Annotated in this window: 24 protein-coding genes; 16 read left to right on the top strand and 8 right to left on the bottom strand. The window is 69.7% G+C overall.

Going from position 1 to position 25531, the window contains the following annotated elements; translation table 11 throughout:
* Window positions 1–41 precede the first annotated feature (41 nt).
* Entirely contained in the window at window positions 42–245 is a 204-nt protein-coding gene (locus tag ACHFIV_RS23650; RefSeq protein ID WP_099176312.1) for a hypothetical protein, read from the top strand.
* 72 nt (window positions 246–317) lie between these two features.
* Here the strand turns inward: ACHFIV_RS23650 and ACHFIV_RS23645 are convergent, their stop codons facing one another.
* The 3 genes from ACHFIV_RS23645 to ACHFIV_RS23635 all read right to left on the bottom strand — a co-directional run bounded on the left by ACHFIV_RS23645 (window position 318) and on the right by ACHFIV_RS23635 (window position 2859).
* Window positions 318–1391 (bottom strand): S1C family serine protease, encoded by a 1074-nt coding sequence (locus ACHFIV_RS23645; protein WP_398972449.1) that lies wholly within the window; start codon window positions 1389–1391, stop codon window positions 318–320.
* A 74-nt stretch (window positions 1392–1465) separates the two neighbouring features.
* Window positions 1466–2200, bottom strand: a complete 735-nt coding sequence (locus tag ACHFIV_RS23640) for a class I SAM-dependent methyltransferase (protein WP_398972571.1) — start codon at window positions 2198–2200, stop codon at window positions 1466–1468.
* A 59-nt stretch (window positions 2201–2259) separates the two neighbouring features.
* Window positions 2260–2859 (bottom strand): DUF3043 domain-containing protein, encoded by a 600-nt coding sequence (locus ACHFIV_RS23635; RefSeq protein ID WP_033299954.1) that lies wholly within the window; start codon window positions 2857–2859, stop codon window positions 2260–2262.
* A gap of 296 nt (window positions 2860–3155) precedes the next feature.
* On the opposite strand from ACHFIV_RS23635, the gene ACHFIV_RS23630 reads away from it, so the two are divergent.
* The 5 genes from ACHFIV_RS23630 to ACHFIV_RS23610 all read left to right on the top strand — a co-directional run bounded on the left by ACHFIV_RS23630 (window position 3156) and on the right by ACHFIV_RS23610 (window position 9664).
* Complete coding sequence (locus ACHFIV_RS23630; protein WP_398972446.1) at window positions 3156–3938, top strand: PspA/IM30 family protein; 783 nt, start codon at window positions 3156–3158, stop codon at window positions 3936–3938.
* A gap of 10 nt (window positions 3939–3948) precedes the next feature.
* Complete coding sequence (gene pspAA, locus ACHFIV_RS23625; protein WP_398972443.1) at window positions 3949–4227, top strand: PspA-associated protein PspAA; 279 nt, start codon at window positions 3949–3951, stop codon at window positions 4225–4227.
* A gap of 121 nt (window positions 4228–4348) precedes the next feature.
* Entirely contained in the window at window positions 4349–5614 is a 1266-nt protein-coding gene (locus ACHFIV_RS23620; RefSeq protein ID WP_398972441.1) for a sensor histidine kinase, read from the top strand.
* Window positions 5611–6300 (top strand): response regulator, encoded by a 690-nt coding sequence (locus tag ACHFIV_RS23615; protein WP_398972439.1) that lies wholly within the window; start codon window positions 5611–5613, stop codon window positions 6298–6300. The genes ACHFIV_RS23620 and ACHFIV_RS23615 overlap by 4 nt, the downstream gene beginning before the upstream one ends.
* Window positions 6301–6511: 211 nt before the next feature.
* Entirely contained in the window at window positions 6512–9664 is a 3153-nt protein-coding gene (locus tag ACHFIV_RS23610) for an efflux RND transporter permease subunit (RefSeq protein ID WP_398972436.1), read from the top strand.
* Between the two features lie 106 nt (window positions 9665–9770).
* Here the strand turns inward: ACHFIV_RS23610 and nadA are convergent, their stop codons facing one another.
* Window positions 9771–10958, bottom strand: coding sequence for a quinolinate synthase NadA (nadA, locus tag ACHFIV_RS23605; RefSeq protein WP_398972433.1), 1188 nt, complete (start codon window positions 10956–10958; stop codon window positions 9771–9773).
* Between the two features lie 220 nt (window positions 10959–11178).
* Here nadA and ACHFIV_RS23600 point away from each other — a divergent pair, with 220 nt between their 5' ends.
* The gene (locus ACHFIV_RS23600) at window positions 11179–11535 is read left to right on the top strand and encodes an iron-sulfur cluster assembly accessory protein (protein WP_018103583.1); all 357 of its coding nucleotides are present in this window, start codon (window positions 11179–11181) and stop codon (window positions 11533–11535) included.
* Window positions 11536–11609: 74 nt separating this feature from the next.
* Here the strand turns inward: ACHFIV_RS23600 and ACHFIV_RS23595 are convergent, their stop codons facing one another.
* Together ACHFIV_RS23595 and ACHFIV_RS23590 are read right to left on the bottom strand one after the other, a co-directional pair.
* Window positions 11610–13067: a hypothetical protein gene (locus ACHFIV_RS23595; RefSeq protein WP_398972430.1), complete on the bottom strand. Its 1458-nt coding sequence runs from the start codon at window positions 13065–13067 to the stop codon at window positions 11610–11612.
* A gap of 128 nt (window positions 13068–13195) precedes the next feature.
* Window positions 13196–13393, bottom strand: coding sequence for a hypothetical protein (locus ACHFIV_RS23590; protein WP_398972427.1), 198 nt, complete (start codon window positions 13391–13393; stop codon window positions 13196–13198).
* A 159-nt stretch (window positions 13394–13552) separates the two neighbouring features.
* Between ACHFIV_RS23590 and ACHFIV_RS23585 the strand changes: the two genes are divergently transcribed.
* Window positions 13553–14527, top strand: coding sequence for a carbohydrate kinase family protein (locus ACHFIV_RS23585; protein ID WP_398972424.1), 975 nt, complete (start codon window positions 13553–13555; stop codon window positions 14525–14527).
* A gap of 19 nt (window positions 14528–14546) precedes the next feature.
* On the opposite strand, the gene ACHFIV_RS23580 is transcribed toward ACHFIV_RS23585, so the two are convergent.
* Entirely contained in the window at window positions 14547–15929 is a 1383-nt protein-coding gene (locus ACHFIV_RS23580; protein WP_398972422.1) for a cysteine desulfurase/sulfurtransferase TusA family protein, read from the bottom strand.
* Between the two features lie 272 nt (window positions 15930–16201).
* Here ACHFIV_RS23580 and ctaC point away from each other — a divergent pair, with 272 nt between their 5' ends.
* The 4 genes from ctaC to ACHFIV_RS23560 all read left to right on the top strand — a co-directional run bounded on the left by ctaC (window position 16202) and on the right by ACHFIV_RS23560 (window position 20680).
* Window positions 16202–17170, top strand: coding sequence for an aa3-type cytochrome oxidase subunit II (gene ctaC / locus ACHFIV_RS23575; protein WP_398972419.1), 969 nt, complete (start codon window positions 16202–16204; stop codon window positions 17168–17170).
* Window positions 17167–18903, top strand: coding sequence for an aa3-type cytochrome oxidase subunit I (ctaD, locus tag ACHFIV_RS23570; protein ID WP_398972416.1), 1737 nt, complete (start codon window positions 17167–17169; stop codon window positions 18901–18903). The genes ctaC and ctaD overlap by 4 nt, the downstream gene beginning before the upstream one ends.
* Window positions 18900–19298: a cytochrome c oxidase subunit 4 gene (locus tag ACHFIV_RS23565; RefSeq protein ID WP_398972413.1), complete on the top strand. Its 399-nt coding sequence runs from the start codon at window positions 18900–18902 to the stop codon at window positions 19296–19298. Before ctaD ends, ACHFIV_RS23565 begins: the two co-directional genes overlap by 4 nt.
* Window positions 19299–19423: 125 nt before the next feature.
* Window positions 19424–20680 (top strand): L,D-transpeptidase, encoded by a 1257-nt coding sequence (locus ACHFIV_RS23560; protein ID WP_398972410.1) that lies wholly within the window; start codon window positions 19424–19426, stop codon window positions 20678–20680.
* 63 nt (window positions 20681–20743) lie between these two features.
* Here the strand turns inward: ACHFIV_RS23560 and ACHFIV_RS23555 are convergent, their stop codons facing one another.
* Complete coding sequence (locus ACHFIV_RS23555) at window positions 20744–21145, bottom strand: hypothetical protein (RefSeq protein WP_398972408.1); 402 nt, start codon at window positions 21143–21145, stop codon at window positions 20744–20746.
* 187 nt (window positions 21146–21332) lie between these two features.
* Between ACHFIV_RS23555 and ctaE the strand changes: the two genes are divergently transcribed.
* From ctaE to qcrB, 4 genes are read left to right on the top strand one after another with little or no spacing between them, the layout of a single operon-like run.
* Window positions 21333–21953 (top strand): aa3-type cytochrome oxidase subunit III, encoded by a 621-nt coding sequence (gene ctaE / locus ACHFIV_RS23550; RefSeq protein ID WP_014045480.1) that lies wholly within the window; start codon window positions 21333–21335, stop codon window positions 21951–21953.
* Between the two features lie 55 nt (window positions 21954–22008).
* The gene (gene qcrC / locus ACHFIV_RS23545; protein WP_398972405.1) at window positions 22009–22818 is read left to right on the top strand and encodes a cytochrome bc1 complex diheme cytochrome c subunit; all 810 of its coding nucleotides are present in this window, start codon (window positions 22009–22011) and stop codon (window positions 22816–22818) included.
* Complete coding sequence (qcrA, locus tag ACHFIV_RS23540; RefSeq protein WP_398972402.1) at window positions 22815–23867, top strand: cytochrome bc1 complex Rieske iron-sulfur subunit; 1053 nt, start codon at window positions 22815–22817, stop codon at window positions 23865–23867. The genes qcrC and qcrA overlap by 4 nt, the downstream gene beginning before the upstream one ends.
* Window positions 23864–25489, top strand: a complete 1626-nt coding sequence (gene qcrB / locus ACHFIV_RS23535; protein WP_398972400.1) for a cytochrome bc1 complex cytochrome b subunit — start codon at window positions 23864–23866, stop codon at window positions 25487–25489. Before qcrA ends, qcrB begins: the two co-directional genes overlap by 4 nt.
* The last annotated feature ends 42 nt before the right edge of the window (window positions 25490–25531 follow it).

Genomic DNA, 25531 nt, shown 5'->3' with positions numbered 1-25531 from the left:
CCCACTAGTCTTCGGGGAGCAACGCGACCCAGGAGGCGGACATGGCGTGGACGTGGCGGTTCGAGAAGTCCGACGGTACGGAGACGGAGCCGGCGCTGCAGCCGGAGGAGTTCACGACCCAGGGCGACGCGGAGTCCTGGATCGGCGAGTTCTGGAAGGAACTCCTCGAGGGCGGCGCGGACCAGGTGACGCTCTTCGAGGACGCGACGAAGATCTACGGCCCGATGAGTCTCCAGGCCGACTGAGGCGCGCGGGCCCGCCCGGACCAGGTGTCCGGGCGGGCCCCGCCGCCGCGGGGCGACCCGTCCGGCCGCCGCTCAGATCTCGCCCAGCGTGACCTCGGCGGTCCTCGCCGCGTCCCCCCGTGTGTACGTCACGGTGACCTCGCGGCCCGGCTCGTCGCCCGCCAGTGCCTCCGAGAGCGAGGTGATCGTCGTGATCCGGGCGTCGCCGACGCGGGTGATGACGTCCCCGACGCGCAGGCCGGCGTCGTCCGCGGCCCCGCCCTCCTCGACGCTGACGATCGCGACTCCGGCGGGCCGGTAGGCGTCGTCGACGACGGTCCGGCCCGTGATGTTCAGCGCCGCCCTGCCGGAGTCGGTGACCTTCCCGGACTCGATGATCTGGTCGGCCACCGTCCTCACCATCGAGACGGGGATGGCGAACCCGATCCCGGGGGCCGCGCTGTCGCCCAGTCGGGGGTCCGTCGCCGCGAGGGTGGGGACGCCGATCACCTCGCTGTCGAGATTGACCAGGGCGCCGCCGCTGTTGCCGGGGTTGATGGCCGCCGACGTCTGCACCATGTCGGCGAGCGTCGCGCCGGTGCCACCGCCGGAGCTGCTCTCACTGACGGTCCGGCCCACGGCCGAGACGATGCCCTGGGTGACGCTGCTGGACAGGCCGAGCGGCGATCCCATCGCCAGGACGATCTGTCCCACCTCGACCTCGTCGGTGTCCCCGAACTCCGCCGCGCGCAGCCCGTCGGGGACGTCCCCGAGCTTGATGACGGCCAGGTCCTGCTCCGGATAGGTGGAGACCAGCGAGGCCTTGAGGACCTTCTCGCCGGTGGCGACGCTGACCTCGAAGCTCTTCTCGTCACCCACGACGTGGGCGTTCGTGACGATGTGGCCCTTGTCGTCGTAGACGATGCCCGAGCCGAGCCCGTCGCCGGCGCCGATCTGCACGACGGAGGGCAGCACGTCCTTGATCACGGCCTGGTACCGGTCCTCCAGGTCCCCGGCCGCCCGGGACACCACCGCCTGCCGGGCCGGGGCGGCGGACGGGGCGGGGCCCGGCCCGGCGCAGCCGGCCGCCAGGGCGATCGCGCCGGCTCCGGCGGCCAGGGACGTGAGCGAGCGGCGTGCCCGGCTGCGGGAAGGGGTTGCGTCCATGCCCGGAGTATGGCCGGGGCCCACGGCCGGCGGCCCGCGCTGGTGGGCCGATCAGGCGTACGGCCGGAGCGGCGTCAGCCGCGCACCCCGCACAGGTGCAGCAGCGCGGCCACGCCGCGGTACGGATCGGTCCGCCCCGCACGGTCCTCGGCGGCGAACACCCGGGCCAGTTCCTCGGGGCCGGGCAGCTCCGCGTCGTTGCTCACGTTGTCCGTGAACACCCGTACGCCGTACCAGGCGTGCAGCGGGGCGGCGATCCCGGCGAGTGTGGCGCGCAGGACCGCGAGCCGGTCCGCCCGGACATCGAGGCCGAGCCTGTTCGTGTAGGTGTCCGTGTCGAACGCCGCCAGGGCAGCGCCGAAGTCGCCCGCCGTCCCCGGTCGCATCGCGAGGGCGTCCGCGTTGCGCACGAGCAGGGAGAGCAGCCCGCCGGGTGCGAGCACCCGGGCGAGGCCGGCCAGCAGCGGATCGGGCTCGGGGACGTACATCAGCACGCCGTGGCAGAGCACCACGTCGAAGCTGCCGGGCAGGAAGTGCACCCCGGTCTCACGGCCGTCGCCCTCGATGAGCCGCACGCGTTCCTGGATGCCCTCGGGCTCACCCGCGAGCGACTCCCTCGCCGTCCGCAGCATCTCGGCGTCGGACTCCAGGCCGGTCACGGAGTGCCCGGCCCGCGCCAGGCGCAGCGCCTGGGTGCCCTGGCCCATGCCCACGTCGAGCACCCGCAGCCGCTGTCCCACGGGGAAGCGCGCGGCTATCTGCTCGTCGAGCTGCCGGGCGACGAGCTCCTGGCGGACCGTGTTGCGCAGTCCGCCGAGCCCGTCCAGCCACCGGGAGGACACCCCCGTGAAGCCGGAGATCTCCGTGCTCAGGGCCGCTCTCCCCGCTTGACCTGCGGCTTGGGCAGACGCAGCCGGCGCATCTGGAGCGTACGCATCAGGCCGTAGGCCACCGCGCCGCGCTTCGGGGTGTCGGGGAAGCGCTGGGCCAGCTGCTTCTTGAGGCGGAACCCGAGACCGATGGAGTCGACGACGATCAGCACGATCACGCCGAGCCAGAGCAGCAGCGAGATGTTCTGGATGTTCTGGACCTGGATCACGCTGAGGATCAGGATGACCACGGCGAGCGGGAGGAAGTACTCCGCGATGCAGAAGCGCGAGTCCACGAAGTCACGGACGAAGCGCCGCACGGGGCCCTTGTCGCGCACCGGCAGGTAGCGCTCGTCGCCCGAGGCGAGCGCCTCACGCTGCCGGGCCATGTCCGCCCGGCGCGCTTCACGCTGGCGCTTCGCGGCCTCCTTGCGGTCTGTCGGAGCGCCGCTTGAGGCGCGCCGGCGCTGCGTCTGGGCCTCGCTGCGCTTGGGGGTGGGGCGACCCTTGGGAGCCTGGGGGTCGCGGGGCGTCTTGGAGAGGTCCGCCGTCACCTTGCCGGTGGGGGCCTTCTCTTCCTTGGAGCGGCTACGGAACACAAAACCCAAGGGTACGGGGTCGGCCGGAGCTACCGGAGACCGGCCGGGCACGATCCGGCAACGGCCCGCGTCCCGATAAGCGTCCCGACAGGGGCAGAACGGACGTTGCCGACGTCATCCCCGATGTTCGTCTACTCCCTGGGCGGGAGCGGCCACCGGTGGCAGTCGTCCTTGCGGAGGAGCACATCCGTGCTCGAACAGTGCGGTAATGGAGACAGGGCCCGTACTGTGGGTTCTGTTGGAGTGCTGGAGCTCAGTCCGTCAGAAGGGGGCGCGCGAAGCCCATGAGCGGTGTCATGAAGCGTATGGGAATGATCTTCCGCGCGAAGGCAAACAAGGCCCTTGACCGGGCCGAGGATCCGCGCGAGACCCTCGATTACTCGTACCAGAAGCAGCTGGAGCTGCTTCAGAAGGTACGCCGCGGTGTCGCCGATGTGGCGACCTCGCGCAAGCGGCTGGAGCTGCAGCTGAACCAGCTGCAGGGGCAGTCGTCCAAGCTGGAGGACCAGGGCCGCAAGGCGCTCGCGCTCGGCCGCGAGGACCTGGCCCGCGAGGCGCTGTCGCGGCGTGCCGCCCTCCAGCAGCAGGTCACGGACCTGGAGACGCAGCACCAGACGCTGCAGGGTGAGGAGGAGAAGCTCACCCTCGCGGCCCAGCGTCTGCAGGCCAAGGTCGACGCCTTCCGGACGAAGAAGGAGACCATCAAGGCCACCTACACCGCCGCCCAGGCCCAGACCCGGATCGGCGAGGCCTTCTCCGGCATCTCCGAGGAGATGGGCGACGTCGGCCTGGCGATCCAGCGGGCGGAGGACAAGACCCAGCAGCTCCAGGCGCGTGCGGGAGCCATCGACGAACTGCTGGCCTCCGGAGCCCTCGACGACCCCTCCGGCACGGCGAAGGACGACATCGCCGCCGAGCTGGACCGGATCTCCGGTGGTACGGATGTGGAACTGGAGCTGCAGCGCATGAAGGCCGAACTGGCCGGCGGTTCCGCCGGACAGCAGCAGGCCATCGAGGGTGGCGCCCAGGACGCGGCACCGCAGTCGCAGCAGTCTCCGCACAGGTTCGACAAGCAGTGAGGGCGGCGTCATGATCGTACGGATCATGGGGGAGGGCCAGGTCGTACTGGCCGACAGTCATGTCGTCGAGCTGAACAAGCTCGACGACATACTCCTCGCGGAGATGGAGAGCGGTGACGGACCCGGTTTCCGCACCACGCTCCACGCGCTTCTGGACAAGGTGCGCGAGCTCGGCTCGCCGCTTCCCGACGACGCCCTCGAACCGTCCGAACTGATCCTGCCGTCACCCGACGCGTCCCTCGAAGAGGTGCGCTCCATGCTCCGCGACGACGGGCTGATCCCCGGCTGACCGCCCGGCCGCTCCGCACTCCTGACGACGCCCCGCTCCGGCACGCCCGGCGCGGGGCGTCGTGCCGTGCGCACACCGCCCGCTCCCGCCCGGCCGACGGTACGCCGTAGCGTGGTCCGACGTGACCACCCTCGGAACCGGGCTCGTACGCGCCCGACGCTGGCTTCGCGGCCATCCCCTCGCCTTCGACGGCGGCCTCGCCGCGGCCGTGCTGGTCTGCATGATCTGTGTGTCGTTCGCCGAACCCGGCCCGGGCCACACACCCGTCTTCGGCGCCCGGACGCCCGGAGCGCCGAGCGTGCTGCTGATGGTGCTCGGTGCCGCGGCGCTCGTCCTGCGCCGGCGCAGGCCCATGGCGGTACTGGCCGTGACCGGACTGCTGTCCGCCGCAGAGTTCGCCCTGACGGATCCGCCCGCCCCCGTCGTGATCAGCGCCGTCATCGCGCTCTTCACCGTCGCGGCCAGCACCGACCGCCCCACCACCTACCGGGTCGGACTGCTGACCATGGTGGTGCTCGCGGTGACCGCGATGGTGGCCGGCACGACGCCCTGGTACAGCCAGGAGAACCTCGGCGTCCTCGCCTGGACGGGTCTCGCGGGGGCCGCGGGCGACGCCGTGCGCAGCAGACGCGCGTTCGTCGACGCGATCAGGGAGCGGGCCGAGCGCGCGGAGCGCACCCGGGAGGAGGAGGCCCGCCGCAGGGTCGCCGAGGAGCGGCTGCGGATCGCCCGGGACCTGCACGACGTCGTCGCCCACCACATCGCCCTGGTCAACGTCCAGGCCGGGGTCGCGGCCCACGTCATGGACAAGCGCCCCGACCAGGCGAAGGAGGCACTCGCCCACGTACGGGAGGCCAGCCGCTCCGCCCTCGACGAACTGAGGACCACGGTCGGACTGCTGCGCCAGTCCGGTGACCCGGAGGCGCCCACCGAACCGGCCCCGGGGCTCGCCGTCCTCGACACCCTGGTCGACACGTTCCGTCGCGCCGGGCTGCCCGTCGAGGTGGCCTGCACCGACCCCGACAGCCCACTGCCCGCGGCGGTCGACCTCGCGGCCTACCGGATCATCCAGGAGGCCCTGACCAACGTGCGCAAGCACGCGGGAGCCGACGCGAAGGCGGAGGTGAGCGTCGTACGGGTCGGGGGGACCGCCGAGGTCACCGTGCTCGACGACGGCAGGGGAGCGGAACCGCGGCCCGTGCCGGCCGACGGCGGAAGGCACGGCCTGATCGGCATGCGCGAGCGCGTCACCGCCCTCGGCGGCACCCTCACGGCGGGCCCCCGTTACGGAGGCGGGTTCAGGGTCCATGCGATCCTGCCCGTCACGTCCCGCACACGCGCGCCGGAAGGGCCGGGCACGGCGGGGACGACGGGGGGACGCGCATGACGCCCATCAAGGTGCTGCTCGCCGACGACCAGGCGCTGCTGCGCAGCGCCTTCCGGGTGCTGGTCGACTCGGAGCCCGACATGCGGGTCGTCGGTGAGGCCGCCGACGGGGCCGAGGCCGTGGCCCTGGCCCGTTCGACCCGCGCCGACGTCGTGCTGATGGACATCCGGATGCCGGGCACGGACGGACTCACGGCCACGCGGATGATCAGCGCGGACCCGGACCTGACGGACGTACGCATCGTCATGCTCACCACCTTCGAGGTGGACGAGTACGTGGTGCAGTCCCTGCGGGCGGGCGCCTCCGGATTCCTGGGCAAGGGCGCGGAACCCGACGAACTGCTCAACGCCATCCGTGTCGCCGCGGCCGGCGAGGCGCTGCTCTCCCCGGTGGCGACCAAGGGGCTCATCGCCAGCTTCCTCGCCCAGGGCGGCAGTGCGGACGAGGGCCCGGACGGCGCGGAGTACGCCGAGCGCCTCGCCGCGCTCACGGGGCGCGAGCGCGAGGTGCTCGTCCAGGTCGCGGGCGGACACTCCAACGACCAGATCGCCGACCGGCTCGTCGTCAGCCCTCTCACCGTCAAGACCCATGTGAACCGGGCCATGGCGAAGCTCGGTGCGCGGGACAGGGCGCAATTGGTCGTCATTGCCTACGAATCGGGCCTGGTCCGCCCCAGGGCGGACTGACAGGTGTAGTCCCGGCTACTCCAGCTGCGGTATGCGCGGCATAAGAAAGCAACCCGGGGGGCGACGATTCCGCCCGGGGGACGGGCGATCGTATAGGTGGGCGGGCTGTGTCCCCCCGTGATCGCCGAGGTGAGCTCCGCAGTGCGGGCGCCGAGGTGAGCACCGATCAGCCGTCCACCTGCCGCGTAAGCCACAGAAGAGAGACCCACCCATGTCCTGGCTGTCCAGATTCAGCCTCGCGCAACGGGCCCTGATCGGGCTGATCTCGATCGTCGCGCTCGTGTTCGGAGCGATCGCGATCCCGCAGCTCAAGCAGCAGCTGCTGCCCACCATCGAACTCCCGATGGTGTCGGTGCTGGCCCCCTACCAGGGTGCGTCCCCCGACGTGGTCGAGAAGCAGGTCGTCGAACCCCTCGAGGACGCCATCAAGGCCGTCGACGGGGTCGAGGGCATCACCTCGACCGCCGGCGAGGGCAGCGCCGTCGTCATGGCGTCCTTCGACTTCGGTGACGAGGGCACGAAGCAGCTCGTCGCCGACATCCAGCAGGCCGTGAACCGGGCCCGCGCCCAGCTGCCGGAGGACGTGGACCCCCAGGTCATCGCCGGCTCGACGGACGACATCCCGACCGTCGTCCTCGCCGTCACCTCCGACAAGGACCAGCAGGCGCTCGCCGACCAGCTGGACCGCACCGTCGTCCCGGCGCTCGAGGACATCGAGGGAGTCGGGCAGGTCGCGGTCGACGGGGTCCAGGACCTCCAGGTGGCCGTCGTCCCGGACGACAGGAAACTCGCTGCGGCGGGCATGGACGCCGGGTCGCTGGCCCAGGCCCTCCAGGCCGGCGGTGCCACGGTCCCGGCCGGTTCCTTCTCCGAGGCGGGCAAGAGCCGCACGATCCAGGTGGGCGGATCCTTCACCTCGCTCCAGCAGATCGAGGACCTGAAGGTCTCCGCGGCGAACCCGGCGACGGGCAGGGCGGGGAAGCCGGTCCGCGTCGGTGACGTCGCCACGGTGAAGCAGGAGCCCGCCACCGCCGTCTCCATCACCCGTACGAACGGCAAGCCGAGCCTGGCCGTCATGGCGACGATGGACAAGGACGGCAGCGCCGTCGCCATCTCGGACGCGGTCCAGGACAAGCTGCCGGACCTGCGCGACGACCTCGGCGCCGGCGCCGAGCTGACCGTCGTCTCCGACCAGGGCCCCGCCGTCTCCAAGGCGATCTCCGGCCTGACCACGGAGGGCGCCCTCGGCCTGCTCTTCGCGGTCGTCGTGATCCTGGTGTTCCTCGCCTCGATCCGGTCGACGCTGGTCACCGCGGTCTCCATCCCGCTCTCCGTGGTCCTCGCGCTGATCGTGCTCTGGACCCGCGACCTGTCGCTGAACATGCTCACCCTGGGCGCGCTGACCATCGCGATCGGCCGTGTCGTCGACGACTCGATCGTGGTCCTGGAGAACATCAAGCGGCACCTCGGCTACGGCGAGGAGCGCCAGTCGGCGATCATCACCGCCGTCAAGGAGGTGGCAGGCGCGGTCACCTCGTCCACGCTCACCACCGTCGCGGTCTTCCTGCCCATCGGGCTGGTCGGCGGCATGGTCGGTCAGCTCTTCGGCTCGTTCTCCCTCACCGTCACGGCGGCCCTGCTGGCGTCCCTGCTGGTCTCGCTGACCGTGGTCCCGGTGCTCTCGTACTGGTTCCTGCGGGCGCCCAAGGGCACCGACACCGATCCGGACGAGGCGCGCCGCAAGGCCGAGGAGAAGGAAGCCGCCAGCCGGCTCCAGCGGATCTACGTCCCGGTGCTGCGCTTCGCGACCCGCCGCCGTGTCACCAGCATCGTCATCGCCTTCGTGGTCCTGTTCGGCACCTTCGGCATGGCACCGCTGCTGAAGACGAACTTCTTCGACCAGGGCGAGCAGGAAGTCCTCTCGATCAAACAGGAGCTGACTCCCGGCACCGGTCTGGACGCGGCGGACGAGGCCGCGCGGAAGGTCGAGAAGGTCCTCGCGGCCGACGACGGGGTCGAGGACTACCAGGTCACCGTCGGCTCCTCCGGCTTCATGGCCGCCTTCGGCGGCGGCACGGGGGCCAACCAGGCCTCCTACCAGGTCACTCTCAAGGACTCGGCGGACTTCGACGCCACCCAGGACCGGATCGACGAGGCCCTGGGCGAGCTCGACGGCATCGGCGACACCACGATCGCCGGCGGCGACGGCTTCGCCAGCCAGGACCTCAGCGTCGTGGTCAAGGCCGCCGACGCGGACGTCCTGCAGAAGGCGTCCGAAGCCGTGCGGGCCGAGGTCGCCGAGATCAAGGACGTCACCGACGTCCAGAGCGACCTGGCGCAGAGCGTCCCGCGCATCTCGGTCAAGGCCAACGACAAGGCGGCCGACGCCGGGTTCAACGAGACCACGCTCGGCGCCGCGGTCGCCGGCGCGGTGCGCGGCACCCCGTCCGGCAAGGCGATCATGGACGACACCGAGCGTGACGTCCTGGTGAAGCCGGCCAGGCCCGCCGCCACGCTGGCGGAGCTGAAGGCCCTGCCGCTCGGTCCGGTGAAGCTCGGTCAGATCGCCGACGTGAAGCTGGTCCCCGGCCCGGTCTCGATGACCCGGATCGACGGCCAGCGCGCGGCGACGATCACCGCCAAGCCGACCGGCGACAACACGGGCGCGGTCACCGCCTCCCTCCAGACGAAGATCAACGAACTGGACCTCCCGGACGGCGCCACCGCGACCATCGGCGGTGTCTCCGAGGACCAGAACGACGCCTTCATGAAGCTGGGCCTCGCCATGCTGGCGGCCATCGCGATCGTCTTCATGCTGCTGGTGGCCACCTTCCGGTCGCTCATCCAGCCGCTGATCCTGCTGGTCTCCATCCCGTTCGCGGCCACGGGCGCACTCGGTCTCCTGATCGTCACCGGTACCCCGATGGGCGTCCCGGCGATGATCGGCATGCTGATGCTGATCGGCATCGTGGTGACGAACGCCATCGTGCTGATCGACCTGATCAACCAGTACAGGTCGCAGGGGATGGGCGTCGTCGAGGCGGTCGTCGAGGGCGGACGCCACCGTCTGCGCCCGATCCTGATGACGGCACTGGCGACGATCTTCGCCCTGCTCCCGATGGCGCTCGGCGTCACGGGTGAGGGCGGCTTCATCTCCCAGCCGCTGGCGGTCGTGGTGATCGGCGGTCTGATCACCTCCACGCTGCTGACCCTGCTCCTGGTGCCGACGCTCTACGCGATGGTCGAACTCCGCAAGGAGCGCCGCGCGAAGAAGAAGGCGGCCAAGCGCGAGGCGAAGACCGGCAACCCTTCGGAGACGGCGCGGGAAGCCACCACCGACGAGCCGGAGCCCGCCAAGGCCTGACGGCACGGCTCCGCAGGACGAGGGGAAGGCCCCCGACGCCGTACGACGGCGTCGGGGGCCTTCTTCTCGCAGGGCCGGTCCGGGGGCGGGGGAGGAGCCCCGGCCCCTACGGCAGTGCCAGCATCCGCTCCAGTGCCAGCTTCGCGAACTTCTCCGTCTCCGGGTCGACCTGGATCCGGTTGACGAGGTTCCCCTCGGCCAGGGACTCCAGCGTCCACACCAGGTGCGGCAGGTCGATCCGGTTCATCGTCGAGCAGAAGCACACGGTCTTGTCGAGGAAGACGACTTCCTTGTCCTCGGCGGCGAAACGGTTCGCCAGCCGGCGTACCAGGTTCAGCTCCGTGCCGATCGCCCACTTGGAACCGGCCGGTGCCGCCTCCAGGGCCTTGATGATGTACTCCGTCGAGCCCACGTGGTCCGCGGCCGCCACGACCTCGTGCTTGCACTCCGGGTGCACCAGGACGTTCACCCCGGGGATGCGCGCGCGGACGTCCTCCACGGACTCCACCGAGAACCGCCCGTGCACCGAGCAGTGCCCGCGCCACAGGATCATCTTCGCGTCGCGCAGCTCCTCGGCGGTCAGGCCGCCGTTCGGCTTGTGCGGGTTGTAGAGGACGCAGTCCTCCAGGGTCATCCCCATGTCCCGCACCGCCGTGTTCCGGCCCAGGTGCTGGTCGGGCAGGAAGAGCACCTTCTCGCCCTGCTCGAACGCCCACTCCAGCGCCCGCTTCGCGTTGGACGACGTGCAGATCGTGCCGCCGTGCCTGCCGGTGAACGCCTTGATGTCGGCGGAGGAGTTCATGTACGAGACCGGCACGACCCGGTCGGCCACGCCCGCCTCGGTCAGCACGTCCCAGCACTCCGCGACCTGCTCCGCGGTGGCCATGTCGGCCATCGAGCAGCCGGCTGCCAGGTCCGGGAGGACGACCTTCTGGTCGTCACCCGTCAGGATGTCGGCGGACTCGGCCATGAAGTGCACGCCGCAGAAGACGATGTACTCCGCCTCCGGCCGTGCCGCCGCGTCCCGGGCGAGCTTGAAGGAGTCGCCGGTGACGTCCGCGAACTGGATGACCTCGTCGCGCTGGTAGTGGTGGCCGAGCACGAAGACCTTGTCCCCGAGCTTCTCCTTGGCGGCACGGGCCCGCTCCACCAGGTCCGGGTCGGACGGGGAGGGCAGGTCGCCGGGGCAATCGACCCCGCGCTCGCTCCGCGGGTCGGCCTCGCGGCCGAGCAGCAGAAGGGCGAGGGGTGTCGGCTGGACATCCAGGGGCTGGGCGGTGGTCACGACACGCACCCTTTCTTTTCCGCGAAACGCCTTTTCGTCTAATTGACGCTATCTATCATAACCGCTTCGTGTCAGCTTGACGATGCCGATAGCGTCGATGTGACGCATCCCCCGGCGTACGCGGTGTGCGAGCATGAAGGGAACAGACACGCGCCTGGCCCGGAATGAATCCGCGGCCCCGATGGTTGGACCGTCGGCAAGCAGTCCGTACAACCCGGGAGAGAAGCAGATGTCCGTATCGGACGAGACCACCACCGTGAGCGACGGCATCCTCCTGTCCGACGCCGCCGCAGCCAAGGTCAAGGCCCTGCTGGAGCAGGAGGGCCGGGACGACCTCGCGCTGCGCGTCGCCGTGCAGCCCGGAGGCTGTTCGGGCCTGCGGTACCAGCTCTTCTTCGACGAGCGCTCGCTCGACGGGGACGTCGTGAAGGACTTCGACGGCGTCAAGGTCGTCACCGACCGGATGAGCGCCCCGTACCTGGGCGGCGCCTCCGTCGACTTCGTGGACACCATCGAGAAGCAGGGCTTCACGATCGACAACCCGAACGCCACGGGCTCCTGCGCCTGCGGTGACTCCTTCAGCTGAACCCTGAGTCGTACCGACAGCGGCGGCGTCCCCGGATCCGGGGACGCCGCCGCTGTCGTGCCCGCGTGCTGACCTCAGGCGCGCGGTACCGTCCTGCCCGACTCCGCGTCGACCACCTTCCGCCCGTCCAGCGGCGCGTCCAGCGTGACCGTCCGGGACAGCTCCTTGGCGATCATGACGCAGGCCTTCCCGGGCTCGGGCTCCGCCTCGGCGACCGTGACGCGCACCGTGCTGCCGTCCTCTGATGCGCGGGCCGTGTACGTGCTGCACACGCCGCCCCAGAACGTCACCTCCAGCGTCCGGCCGTCCGCGCTGTACGAGGTGATGCCCGGCCCCGTGCCCCCCGGGTCCTGCGTCGGGGCGGGAGAGGGCGACGTGCTCCCGTCCGCCAGGTGATCCGGCTCCACGGCGACCTGGACGACCGTGTTCCCGGGGCCGCCCCCTTCCGCCCGTACGGAGAAGAGCCAGGAGGGTACGAGGATCTGCTCGCCGTCCGCGTACCGCGCCGCGAGCCCGAACTCGGCCGCGTCGACCGTCACCGTGGTGGCCGGCGGAGTGCCGCCCCGCTTCCCGCAGCCGGCCGCCGGTGACCCTGGATCGCCTGTCAGCGGCTCGGAGGTCGCACACCCGCCGACGCCGGACCCCGGCGCCCGCCGGCTCTCGGCGTTCAGTTGCCGCAGCGCCTCGTCCGCGCCGGTCACGGGATAGCTGTCGCTCTTCTCCAGACTCTTCAGGTGCCCGCTGCCCCCGACGATCCCGCCGTCGGCACCGATCTGGATCCCGGTGGACCAGCCGTACGTCGGCAGCCCGCCCACCACGGGATCGGCGTTCACCACGCGTACGGACCCCATCAGCTGGTCCGCGTCCAGCGCGGCGCCGTCCTGCCCCACGGCCTTCAGCACCGGCGCGGCGGCGGCCCTGGCGGCCTTCTCGCTCACCGGTGAGCCGTCGCCGGGGCCGGTTCCCGGCGAGGCGCCCTTCGAGCAGCTGGACACCCCCTCGCAGGCGTCCGGGCCGCCGGAGCCGTACCGGGCGAAGGTCCACGTGCCGGGAGCCTGCTTGGTCACCCGCAGGAGCGGTCCTGACCCGTCCCCGTCACTGCCCACCTTCCAGGCCGTGCCCTCCGTGCGCGGCGTCCCCCGCACCCCGAGCGCCTCGGCGAGGCGTGCCACCTCCGCCGCGGTGACCGTGCCCGTCGCCCGGTGGACGGCGGCCGACTCCGGGCCGTCGGGCAGCTTCCCCGAGGCGCGGTAGACGGTCACGCCGCCATGGGGGTCGGGTTCGCCCGGGGCGATGCCCTGCGGGGGCGCGGCCGGGCCGCTGTCCGCCGGGGCGTCGAGGGAGAGAGGAGGGGGCGAGCCCGCCCCGGGGCCGGGCAGGAGCCCGGGCGCGGCCTCGCCCGCGCTGCTCGATGCCCAGTAGGCTCCACCACCCCCGGCCAGCAGCACCGCTGCCGCCACCGAGGCCACGGCGAACGGCGAACGCCGCCGCCGTGGGCCGGTCACGTCGTTCTCGGGTCGCTCGGTGCTCACCGGATCGCTCCTTCGCCTGCATGGCCGCCACTGGCTCATCGCCCGTCCCCGGGTGGGGACGACGGTGGGACGGAGCGGAGGAGCGCGCGGTTCCCCGGCGGACGCGGGGAACCGCCCGGCCCGGCCGGTCAGTCCCCGTAGTCGGACATGGCGTCGAGCAGCCGGGCGGACGACGGCGGCACCGTGACGCCGTGGATACGGGACGGTTCCACCGGCTTCGCGGCGGTCTTCGCGGGTACGGCCCAGTGCGGCGCCATCCGCGCGCAGTCACCGCGCAGCTCGGCCAGGCTCATCTCGGACTCACGCGGAACGATGGTGTTCGACATAACCGCACCGTACGCACGGCACCGGCCAGGTAGAAAGACCTACTATCGGGTAGTTTTGCCTATTCGAGCGCGCAGGCGTTACCGGGTAGCGTGAACTGTCATGCCGTCCCGGAGGGGTGCTCACGCGCTTCCTTCGCCTTCCGCAGGAGCAGTCTCCTCGTGCGCATCGCAGTCACAGGCTCCATCGCCACAGACCACCTCATGACCTTTCCCGGCCGATTCGCGGACCAACTGGTCGCCGATCAGCTGCACACGGTCTCGCTCTCCTTCCTGGTCGACAACCTCGACGTGCGCCGCGGAGGTGTCGGGGCCAACATCGCCTTCGGGATGGGCGTGCTCGGAACCCGGCCGGTCCTCGTGGGTGCGGCCGGCGCCGACTTCGACGACTACCGCGCCTGGCTCGACCGGCACGGGGTCGACACCGGGTCGATCCGCATCTCGGAGGTCCTGCACACGGCGCGCTTCGTCTGCACCACGGACTCCGACCACAACCAGATCGGTTCCTTCTACACGGGCGCGATGAGCGAGGCCAGGCTGATCGAGCTCAAGAGCGTCGCCGACCGCGTGGGCGGTCTCGACCTCGTCTCCATCGGGGCGGACGACCCCGAGGCGATGCTCCGGCACACCGAGGAGTGCCGCTCGCGGGGCATTCCCTTCGCAGCCGACTTCTCGCAGCAGATCGCCCGGATGGACGGCGAGGAGATCCGGATCCTGCTCGACGGCGCGACGTACCTCTTCTCCAACGAGTACGAGAAGGGGCTCATCGAGTCCAAGACCGGCTGGAGCGACGAGGAGATCCTGTCCAGGGTCGGCCACCGCGTCACCACCCTCGGAGCCCGCGGCGTCCGCATCGAGAAGGCCGGCCACGACCCCATCGAGGTCGTCTGCCCGGAGGAGGAGCGCAAGGCCGACCCGACCGGTGTCGGTGACGCGTTCCGGGCCGGTTTCCTCTCCGGCCTCGCGTGGGACGTGAGCCTGGAGCGCGCCGCCCAGGTCGGCTGCATGCTGGCGACCCTGGTCATCGAGACGGTCGGCACCCAGGAGTACACCCTGCGCCGCACCAGCTTCATGGACCGCTTCACCAAGGCCTACGGGGACGAGGCGGCCTCCGAGGTCAGGAAGCACCTCTCCTAGGCAGGCCGGCGGCACGGGCTCACACGAGCCGGCGGACGACATAGGCCGAGCCGCGGTCCGCCGGCTCCTCGCCCACGTACTCCTGCTCGCGCATCGCACACCAGGCCGGGATGTCGAGGCGGGCGGCCTCGTCGTCCGAGAGCACCGTCACCGTGCCGCCCACGGGTACCTCTCCGATCACCTTTGCGAGTTCGATCACCGGGACGGGGCAGCGCCGGCCGAGCGCGTCGACCACGAGCGGGGCCCGGGACCCGGCGGAGGGCGCCGCCGGAGCGGGCGCGCCGAGCCGGTCCCGCACCTCGGCCACCACGCCCGGCAGTACGCCGAGGAAACCGTCCACCTGCTCCTCCGAGGTCCCCGCCGGGAGCGACACACGGATGTTCCCCTCCGTGAGCACCCCCATCGCCCGCAGGACGTGGCTGGGCGTCAGGGTGCTGCTGGTGCAGGACGACCCGGACGAGACGGAGAAGCCGGCCCGGTCCAGCTCGTGGAGCAGTGTCTCTCCGTCGACATAGAGACAGGAGAAGGTGACCAGGTGCGGCAGTCGCCGCACCGGGTCGCCGACCACCTCCACGTCGGGCACCAGGGACCCCACCGCCGACCGGATCCGGTCCACCAGGGCGCGCAGCCGGGCGCCCTCCGCCGCGGCCTCCGCGCGCACCGCCCGCAGCGACGCCGCCGCCGCCACGACGGCCGGGACGTTCTCGAAACCGGCGGCCCGGCCCGACTCCCGTTCGTCGGCGGGACCCCGGGGTGCGAACCGGACGCCCTTGCGCACGGCGAGCAGCCCGACCCCGGCGGGGCCACCCCACTTGTGGGCGCTCGCGGTCAGCAGCGACCAGCGGCCGGGCACCGGCCCCCAGCCCAGCGACTGCGCGGCGTCCACCAGCAGCGGCACGCCCGCCTCCGCGCAGATCCCGGCGGTCTCGGCCACCGGCTGTTCGGTCCCCACCTCATGGTTGGCGGACTGCAGACACGCCAGCGCGGTGTCCGGGCGAAGGGCCCGGCCGTACGCCGAGGGGTCCACCGCCCCGGACCGGTCCACCGGCACCTCGGTGGACGAACCGCCCTCCGCTTCGAGGGCCGCCGCCGAGTGGAGCACCGAGGAGTGCTCGACGGCGGAGAGCACCAGGTGGCGGCCGACACGCCGACGCCCGGCGAGAGCTCCGGCCACGGCGGAGTGCACCGCCCGGGTGCCCGAGGAGGTGAACACGAGCTCGTCCGGACGGCAGCCGACCGCCTCCGCCGCGGTCTCCCGGGCCGCGTCCAGCAGCAGCGCGGCCCGCCGGCCTTCCCGGTACAGCCGGGCGGGATCGGCCCAGCCCTCGTCCAGGGAGGCAAGCAGCGCCTGGCGGGCGACGGGGTGCAGAGGGGCGGCGGAGGCCGCGTCGAAGTAGGGCACACCGTCACGCTAGCCCGCACCGGGCGTGACCAGGTGGCCGGCCGCCGCGGCGAGGGGGGAGAGAGGGCGTCAGACGGCGGCCGGAGGCTCGCATTCCATCCCTTCGGGGTGTCGTGCGGCGCGTTGGGCACCCTCCCCGCGCGGCCCCAAATAGCGTCCAGTAGGGTTTGGTCCGCATAAACATCCAAACCCCTGCCCGCGTCAGGGCCGGCGACCGACCAAGTGAGACGGCCGCGCCGACCGTGCGGGCGAGACTCTCGGGAAGGCGCTACGTGAGTCCCAACGGCTCCGACCGCTCGTCGCGGCGCCCGATGCGGCGGAAGCTGCCGCAGGTGCTGACTGCGGGCCTGGTCCTGGCGACGGCCTCCGGTTGTTCATACAACTGGGAGGATTTCCCCCGCCTCGGTATGCCCACCCCGGTAACGGAAGAGGCCCCTCGGATCCTCTCCCTCTGGCAGGGCTCGTGGGCGGCAGCGCTCGCCACGGGCGTCCTTGTCTGGGGGTTGATCCTGTGGAGCGTCATCTTCCACCGGCGAAGCAGGACCAAGGTGGAGGTACCTCAGCAGACCAGGTACAACATGCCTATCGAGGCGCTGTACACAGTGGTCCCCCTCATCATCGTCTCGGTGTTCTTCTACTTCACCGCGCGCGATGAATCGAAGCTCCTCGAGCTCACTCCGAAGCCCGCCCACACCATCAACGTGGTCGGCTACCAGTGGAGCTGGGGCTTCAACTACATCGAGAAGGTGGAGGGCCAGCCCTCCGCCGGCAGCGAGATCCCCAAGGAGCTCGACGCCATCCCCGACAAGTACCGCAAGGACTTCCCCGAGGGCGCCGGCGGCGTCTACGACGTGGGCATCCCCGGTACGCGCAACCCGCAGAACGGCAACCCGGGTCCGACCCTGTGGCTGCCGAAGGGCGAGAAGGTCCGCTTCGTCCTGACTTCGCGCGACGTCATCCACTCCTTCTGGGTGGTGCCGTTCCTCATGAAGCAGGACGTCATTCCGGGCCACACCAACTCCTTCGAGGTCACGCCGAAGAAGGAGGGCACCTACATGGGTAAGTGCGCCGAACTCTGCGGCGTCGACCACTCCCGGATGCTCTTCAACGTCAAGATCGTCTCTCCCGAGCGTTACCAGCAGCACCTCAAGGAGCTGGCGGAGAAGGGTCAGACGGGCTACGTGCCGGCAGGCATCGAGCAGACGGACCCGGCCAGGAATGCGGAGACGAACAAACTGTGAGCATCCTCAACGAATCCCAGGGTGCCGCGGCAGCAGACGACTCGTTCGAGGACGAGCTGCCGGTGCGGCGCAAGCAGCCGGGGAGTGTCGTCGTCAAGTGGCTGACCACCACTGACCACAAGACGATCGGCACGATGTACCTGGTCACGTCGTTCGCCTTCTTCTGCATCGGTGGCCTCCTCGCGCTCTTCATGCGCGCCGAGCTGGCCCGGCCGGGTACGCAGATCATGTCGAACGAACAGTTCAACCAGGCGTTCACGATGCACGGCACGATCATGCTGCTGATGTTCGCGACGCCGCTGTTCGCCGGGTTCGCGAACTGGATCATGCCGCTGCAGATCGGCGCGCCCGACGTGGCGTTCCCGCGGCTGAACATGTTCGCCTACTGGCTGTACCTCTTCGGCTCGCTGATCGCCGTGGGCGGCTTCCTCACCCCGCAGGGTGCGGCCGACTTCGGCTGGTTCGCCTACTCCCCGCTGTCGGACGCGGTCCGCTCGCCGGGTGTCGGCGCCGACATGTGGATCATGGGTCTGGCCTTCTCCGGGTTCGGCACGATCCTCGGTTCGGTCAACTTCATCACCACGATCATCTGCATGCGCGCCCCCGGCATGACGATGTTCCGCATGCCGATCTTCACCTGGAACGTCCTGCTGACCGGTGTCCTGGTCCTGCTGGCCTTCCCGGTCCTCGCCGCCGCGCTCTTCGCGCTGGAGGTCGACCGAAAATTCGGCGCACATATCTTCGACGCGTCCAACGGCGGCGCATTGCTCTGGCAACACCTCTTCTGGTTCTTCGGCCATCCAGAGGTGTACATCATCGCTCTGCCGTTCTTCGGAATCATTTCCGAGATCATTCCGGTGTTCAGCCGCAAGCCGATGTTCGGCTATATCGGTCTGATCAGCGCGACGATTGCCATCGCCGGCCTCTCGGTGACGGTGTGGGCGCACCACATGTACGTCACCGGCGGCGTGCTGTTGCCGTTCTTCTCCTTCATGACGTTCCTCATCGCGGTACCGACCGGTGTGAAGTTCTTCAACTGGATCGGCACGATGTGGAAGGGGTCGTTGTCCTTCGAGACACCGATGCTCTGGTCGGTCGGCTTCCTGATCACCTTCGCCTTCGGTGGTCTGACCGGCGTGATCCTGGCCTCTCCGCCGCTGGACTTCCACATCTCCGACTCGTACTTCGTCGTCGCGCACTTCCACTACGTCGTCTTCGGCACCGTGGTCTTCGCGATGTTCGCCGGGTTCCACTTCTGGTGGCCGAAGTTCACCGGCAAGATGCTGGACGAGCGGCTCGGGAAGATGACGTTCTGGACGCTGTTCGTCGGCTTCCACGGCACGTTCCTGGTGCAGCACTGGCTGGGTGCCGAGGGCATGCCGCGCCGTTACGCGGACTACCTCGCCGCCGACGGCTTCACCGCGCTGAACACGATCTCGACGATCTCCTCGTTCGTGCTCGGACTGTCGATGCTTCCGTTCATGTACAACGTCTGGAAGACCGCCAAGTACGGCAAGAAGATCGAGGTCGACGACCCCTGGGGCTACGGCCGTTCGCTCGAATGGGCGACGTCCTGCCCGCCCCCGCGGCACAACTTCCTCAGCCTGCCGCGGATCCGTTCGGAATCGCCCGCGTTCGACCTGCACCACCCTGAGATCACGGCGCTCGAGCAGCTCGATCACCTCTCCGAGGGTGACAAGGTCCTCGCGGGCGGCAAGGAGGACGGCAAGTGAAGATCCAGGGCAAGCTCTTCATCTGGCTGAGCGTCTTCATGCTGGCCATGGCCGTCACGTACGGCGTCTGGTCGAAGGAGCCGGTCGGTACCACCGCACTCGTCCTGTCCTTCGGCCTGGCCATCATGATCGGCTTCTACCTGGCCTTCACGGCCAACAGGGTCGACGCCATGGCCCAGGACAACAAGGAAGCCGACGTCGCGGACGAAGCCGGTGAGGTGGGCTTCTTCTCGCCGCACAGCTGGCAGCCGCTCTCGCTGGCCATCGGTGGCGCCTTCCTGTTCATGGCCGTCGTCTTCGGCTGGTGGCTGGCCTACTTCTCGGCCCCGCTGCTCCTGATCGGCCTCTTCGGCTGGGTCTTCGAGTACTACCGGGGCGAGAACCGCACCCAGTAGGACACGCCCTCACCGGACGTGCCGCACCCGAACGGGGGCCCTGCCCGCTCAGCAACGAGCGGGCAGGGCCCCCGTTTGCAGTCACTGAACGCGCTGGAACGGATGAATCTTCTTAGCGTGGGTTCATGAACCACACGCCGCGCATCCGCACCGTAGTGAGCTGCACTCTGCTGGTCGTGACCCTGGTAGCGGGTGCGACCGCCTGTGGCGAGCCCGAGGGCCATCCGCTGTCGCTGAAGCCGCACGACGCCGCGGACGTGGTCTCGTTCAACGGCCCGTCCGAGGACGAGAAGGCCGACCCCGACACGCCCCTGGAATTCACCGTCAAGGACGACGACGCGAAGATCACCGATGTGACGGCCGTGGACACCGACGGCCGCCATCTGGCGGGCGAACTCGACGCCGACGGCAAGCGGTGGCACTCCACCACCTCGCTCGCGGCCGGCACCCGGTACACCGTCAAGGTGTCCACGGAGAACGGCGACGGCGCTCCCGGCAGCCGTACGTACGCCTTCGGCACGACCGCGGCCAAGAAGTTCCTGAAGGTGACCTTCGGCCCGCAGGCGGGCACCTACGGGGTCGGACAGCCCCTCACGGCGGAACTCAGCGCTCCGGTCACCGGACGGGCCGCCAGGGCCACCGTGGAACGCGGGCTCCAGGTCCGGTCCACCCCCGCCGTCACCGGTTCCTGGCACTGGGTGGACGCCAAGACCCTGCACTACCGCCCCAAGGAGTACTGGCCCGCCGACGCCGGCATCGACGTCCGCAGCAACCTCAAGGGCATAAAGGTGACCGACGCCCTCTACGGGGCCGCCGCCAAGCCCCTTAAGCTGACCACCGGCGACCGCATAGAAGCGATCACCGACGCCTCCGACCACTCCATGACCGTCCTGCGCAACGGTGACGTGATCAACACCCTGCCCGTGACCACGGGCAAGCCGGGCTTCGACACCCGCAACGGCGTCAAGGTGGTGCTCGCCAAGGAGCAGTTCGTACGCATGCGCGGCGAGAGCATCGGCATCGCAGCCGGTTCGTCGGAGTCCTACGACCTGCCGGTCTACTGGGCGACACGCGTCACCTGGAGCGGTGAGTACGTCCACGCGGCGCCCTGGTCGACGGGCTCACAGGGCAACGCCAACGTCAGCCACGGCTGCACGGGGATGAGCACCGCCGACGCGCAGTGGTTCTTCGAGACCGTCCGCGAGGGCGACATCGTCAAGGTCGTCGGGAGCGACGGCGAGATGATGACGCCGTTCGACAACGGCTTCGGTGACTGGAACCTGACCTGGGACGCCTGGCTGAAGGGCAGCGCCCTGCACGGGGGCGGCACGCCGGACACCGGGAACGACGTCCTCACGGCGCGGCTGCGCCCCCAGGTCTGATCCGGCCCGGGAGTGCGCCACGCCCCGCAGGGACCCCGCGCGGACGCCCGGGGCCCCTGCGCCTCAGGCCTCCACGGACAGCCTGCGGCGCAGCAGGGAGGCCAGTGCGTCCGCGAAGCCGACCGGGTCGACCGGATGCGTCACCGCGGCGTCCGCGCGGCTCCACGTGGCCAGCCAGGCGTCCTGCGGCCGGCCGATCAGCAGCAGCACCGGCGGGCAGTCGAAGATCTCGTCCTTGATCTGCCGGCACACGCCCATGCCGCCCGCCGGGGCCGTCTCGCCGTCCAGCACGCAGACGTCGACACCCCCCCGGTCCAGCGCGCTCAGGACGGCGGGCAGGGTGGCGCACTCCAGGAACGTCACCGCTGGCACGTCCGCCGCGGGCCTGCGCCCGGCTGCCAGCCTCACCTGCTCGCGGGTGTTGGCGTCGTCGCTGTAGACCAGGACCGTGGCGGTCGGCTGCATTGTTCCTCCGTGACGTCTGTGTCTTCGGGGCTCTCGGCGCATGAACCGATGGGCGGATCGTACTCCGGGGGACCGCCTGTCAGCACCGGTGAGGACGACGACCCGATGGGCCGTTCGGTGAGGACACACCCCACTGACACACCGAACGGCACCCCCCGGAGTGAGGGCGGGATAAGCGACCGACATAATGTCGGTCGTGGCGACAGCAACGACAGTAGAAACCGGGCACGCGCACCCGTCGGTCAATCGGCCGAACCTCACCAGCGTCGGAACCATCATCTGGTTGAGTTCCGAGCTGATGTTCTTCGCGGCCCTCTTCGCGATGTACTTCACCCTGCGATCGGTGATGGGACCCGATCACTGGAAGGAGATGGCTCACCATCTGAACTTCCCGTTCTCGGCGACGAACACCACGATCCTGGTGCTTTCCTCTCTCACCTGCCAGCTCGGCGTTTTCGCCGCGGAGCGGGGCGATGTGAAGAAGCTCCGCACCTGGTTCATCATCACGTTCGTGATGGGTGCGATCTTCATCGGAGGCCAGGTCCTCGAGTACACCGAGCTGGTCAAGGAGGCGGGTCTCTCCCTGTCCTCCGACCCGTACGGTTCGGTGTTCTACCTGACGACCGGCTTCCACGGTCTGCATGTGACAGGCGGTCTCATCGCCTTCCTGCTCGTCCTGGGCAGGACATACGCGGCCTCGAGATTCACCCATGAACAGGCCACCGCCGCCATCGTCGTGTCCTACTACTGGCACTTCGTCGACGTCGTCTGGATCGGCCTGTTCGCCACGATCTACATGATCAAGTAACCGGGCTCGCACCCACTCACCATCGACGCAGAAGATCCTGACACCGGGGTAATCCGTGAAAAAGCTCTCCGCACGACGACGCCATCCGCTGGCGGCGGTCGTCGTACTACTCCTCGCGCTGGCGGCTACCGGGGGGCTGTACGCCGCGTTTGCGCCTGCGGGTAAGGCGCAGGCCGACGAAACCGCCCAGTCCCTCGCTATCGACGAGGGCAAGAAGCTCTACTCCGTGGGCTGCGCAAGCTGCCACGGATCCGGCGGTCAGGGCACCACCGACGGGCCGTCCCTCGTGGGCGTCGGCTCCGCCGCCGTCGACTTCCAGGTCGGTACCGGGCGCATGCCGGCTCAGCAGCCGGGCCCCCAGGTACCGGAGAAGAAGGTCATCTACACCCAGGCCGAGATCGACCAGCTCGCGGCGTACGTCGCGTCCCTGGGCGCCGGCCCGATCACGCCCACCGAGAGCCAGGTCGACCCCGCGGGCGCCGACGTGGCCAAGGGCGGTGACCTGTTCCGCACGAACTGCGCGCAGTGCCACAACTTCACCGGTGAGGGCGGCGCCCTGACGAACGGGAAGTACGCCCCGAGCCTCGAAGGCGTGAGCCCGAAGCACATCTACGAGGCCATGCAGACCGGCCCGCAGAGCATGCCCTCCTTCCCGGACAGCACCATGCCGGAGCAGGAGAAGAAAGACATCATCGCGTACATCAAGACCGTCAACGGTGATGAGTCCGAGACCCCCGGCGGGCTCTCGCTCGGTGGCCTCGGCCCCGTCAGTGAAGGTCTCTTCGGCTGGATCTTCGGCCTGGGCGGCCTGATCGCCATCGCCGTATGGGTCGCGGCCCACACCGCTAAGGCCAAGAAGTCATGAGTAGCCAACAGATTCCAGAAGAGAACCTGCCGGTAGAGCAGGGCACCGCGCACGGCGCGGTAGAGGGTGCGGGCGACCCGTTCGCCGACCCGGGGCTGCCGGCCCACCGGCCGCGCATCCAGGACATCGACGAACGGGCCGCGAACCGCTCCGAGCGGGCCGTCGCGCTCATGTTCACGCTGTCCATGCTGGCGACGGTCGGCTTCATCGCCTCGTACGTCATCTTCCCGGTCGACAAGATCGTCTACATCTGGCCGTTCGGCCATGTGAGCGCGCTCAACTTCTCCCTGGGTCTGACCCTGGGACTGGCGCTCTTCCTCATCGGCGCGGGTGCCGTCCACTGGGCGCGCACCCTGATGTCCGACGTGGAGGTGGCCGACGACCGGCACGCCATCGAGGCGACGCCCGAGGTCAAGGCCAAGGTCATGGCCGACTTCGCGGCCGGTGCCAAGGAGTCCGCGATCGGCCGGCGGAAGCTGATCCGCAACACCATGTTCGGTGCGCTGGCCCTGGTGCCGCTCTCCGGTGTGGTGCTGCTGCGCGACCTGGGTCCGCTGCCGGAGAAGAAGCTCCGCAAGACCATGTGGGCCAAGGGCAAGCAGCTCGTCAACATGAACACCATGGAGCCGCTGCGTCCCGAGGACGTCGTCGTCGGTTCGCTGACCTTCGCCATGCCCGAGGGCCTGGAGGAGGACGCGCACGACTTCCAGACGCAGATCGCCAAGGCCGCCCTGATGATCATCCGCATCGAGCCGGAGAACATCAAGGACAAGCGGGAGCGCGAGTGGGCCCACGAGGGAATCGTGGCCTTCTCCAAGATCTGCACCCACGTCGGCTGCCCGATCAGCCTGTACGAGCAGCAGACGCACCACGTGCTCTGCCCGTGCCACCAGTCCACCTTCGACCTCTCCGACGGCGCCCGCGTCATCTTCGGTCCGGCCGGTCACGCCCTTCCGCAGCTGCGGATCGGTGTGAACAGCGAGGGCAACCTCGAGGCGCTCGGTGACTTCGAAGAGCCCGTCGGTCCTGCCTTCTGGGAGCGCGGATGAGTACTGCGACGGAAACACAGCGCAAGGCGCCCGCCGGTGAGCGGGTGGCCGACTGGGCGGACGGCCGGCTGGGCATCTACGGCCTGGCCAAGGCCAACATGCGCAAGATCTTCCCGGACCACTGGTCCTTCATGCTGGGTGAGATCTGCCTCTACAGCTTCATCATCATCATCCTCACGGGTGTGTACCTGACGCTGTTCTTCAACCCGAGCATGAACGAGGTCGTCTACCACGGCTCGTACGAGCCGATGAACGGCATCCGGATGTCCGCGGCCTACGCCTCGACGCTGGACATCAGCTTCGACGTCCGCGGTGGGCTGCTCGTGCGGCAGATCCACCACTGGGCCGCCGTCATCTTCCTCGCCGGCATGTTCGTGCACATGTTCCGGGTGTTCTTCACCGGTGCGTACCGCAAGCCGCGTGAGATCAACTGGCTGTTCGGCTTCCTGCTCTTCGTGCTCGGCATGTTCACCGGGTTCACCGGCTACTCGCTCCCGGACGACCTGCTGTCCGGTACGGGTGTGCGCTTCACGCAGGGCGCGATCCTGTCGATGCCGATCGTGGGCACGTACATCTCGATGTTCCTGTTCGGCGGGGAGTTCCCCGGCACGGACATCATCTCGAGGTTCTACTCGATCCACATCCTGCTGCTGCCGGGCATCATGCTCGGGCTCGTGGTCGCCCACCTCATCCTGGTCTTCTTCCACAAGCACACGCAGTTCGCGGGCCCGGGCAAGACGAACAAGAACGTCGTCGGCATGCCGCTGCTGCCGGTGTACATGGCCAAGGCCGGAGGCTTCTTCTTCCTGGTCTTCGGCTTCATCGCGATCCTCTCCGCGATCGCCACGATCAACCCGATCTGGGCGCTCGGCCCCTACCGTCCCGACCAGGTGTCCACGGGCGCCCAGCCGGACTGGTACATGGGCTTCGCGGAAGGCTTCGTCCGTGTGATGCCGGGCTGGGAGATCAACCTCTGGGGCCACACGCTGGTCCTGGGCGTGCTCATCCCGCTGGTGCTGTTCGGTGTCGTCCTCGCGGCGCTCGCGCTCTACCCGTTCATCGAGTCGTGGATCACCGGCGACAAGCGCGAGCACCACATCCTGGACCGCCCGCGCAACGCTCCGACCCGCACCGCGCTGGGTGTCGCCTGGGTGACGATCTACTTCGTCATGCTGATCGGTGGCGGCAACGACATCTGGGCGACGCACTTCCACATGTCGCTCAACGCGATCAGCTGGTTCGTACGGATCGCCTTCTTCGTCGGCCCGGTCGTCGCGTTCGTCGTCACCCGGCGGATCTGCCTCGGGCTCCAGCGGCGCGACAAGGAGAAGGTGCTGCACGGACGCGAGTCCGGCACCATCAAGCGCCTGCCGCACGGTGAGTTCGTCGAGATCCACGAGCCGCTCGGCCCGGAGCAGCTGCACACGCTCACGGCGCACGAGCAGTACAAGCCGGTCGAGATCGGCCCGACGGTCGACGAGAACGGTGTCGAGCGCAACCCGTCGATGCTCCAGAAGCTGCGGGCCAGGCTCAGCCAGAGCTACTACGGCGAGAACAACCAGATCGCCAAGCCCACCGCCGAGGAGTACAAGGAGATCACCAGCGGCCACGGCCACCACTGATCACCTCAGCTGAACGCCACAGCGGGAGCCCCGTCCATCCGA

The organism is Streptomyces sp. ALB3 (assembly GCF_044385685.1).
In the GTDB taxonomy this organism is placed as follows: domain Bacteria; phylum Actinomycetota; class Actinomycetes; order Streptomycetales; family Streptomycetaceae; genus Streptomyces.
This window is presented reverse-complemented; position numbering and strand designations above follow the sequence as displayed.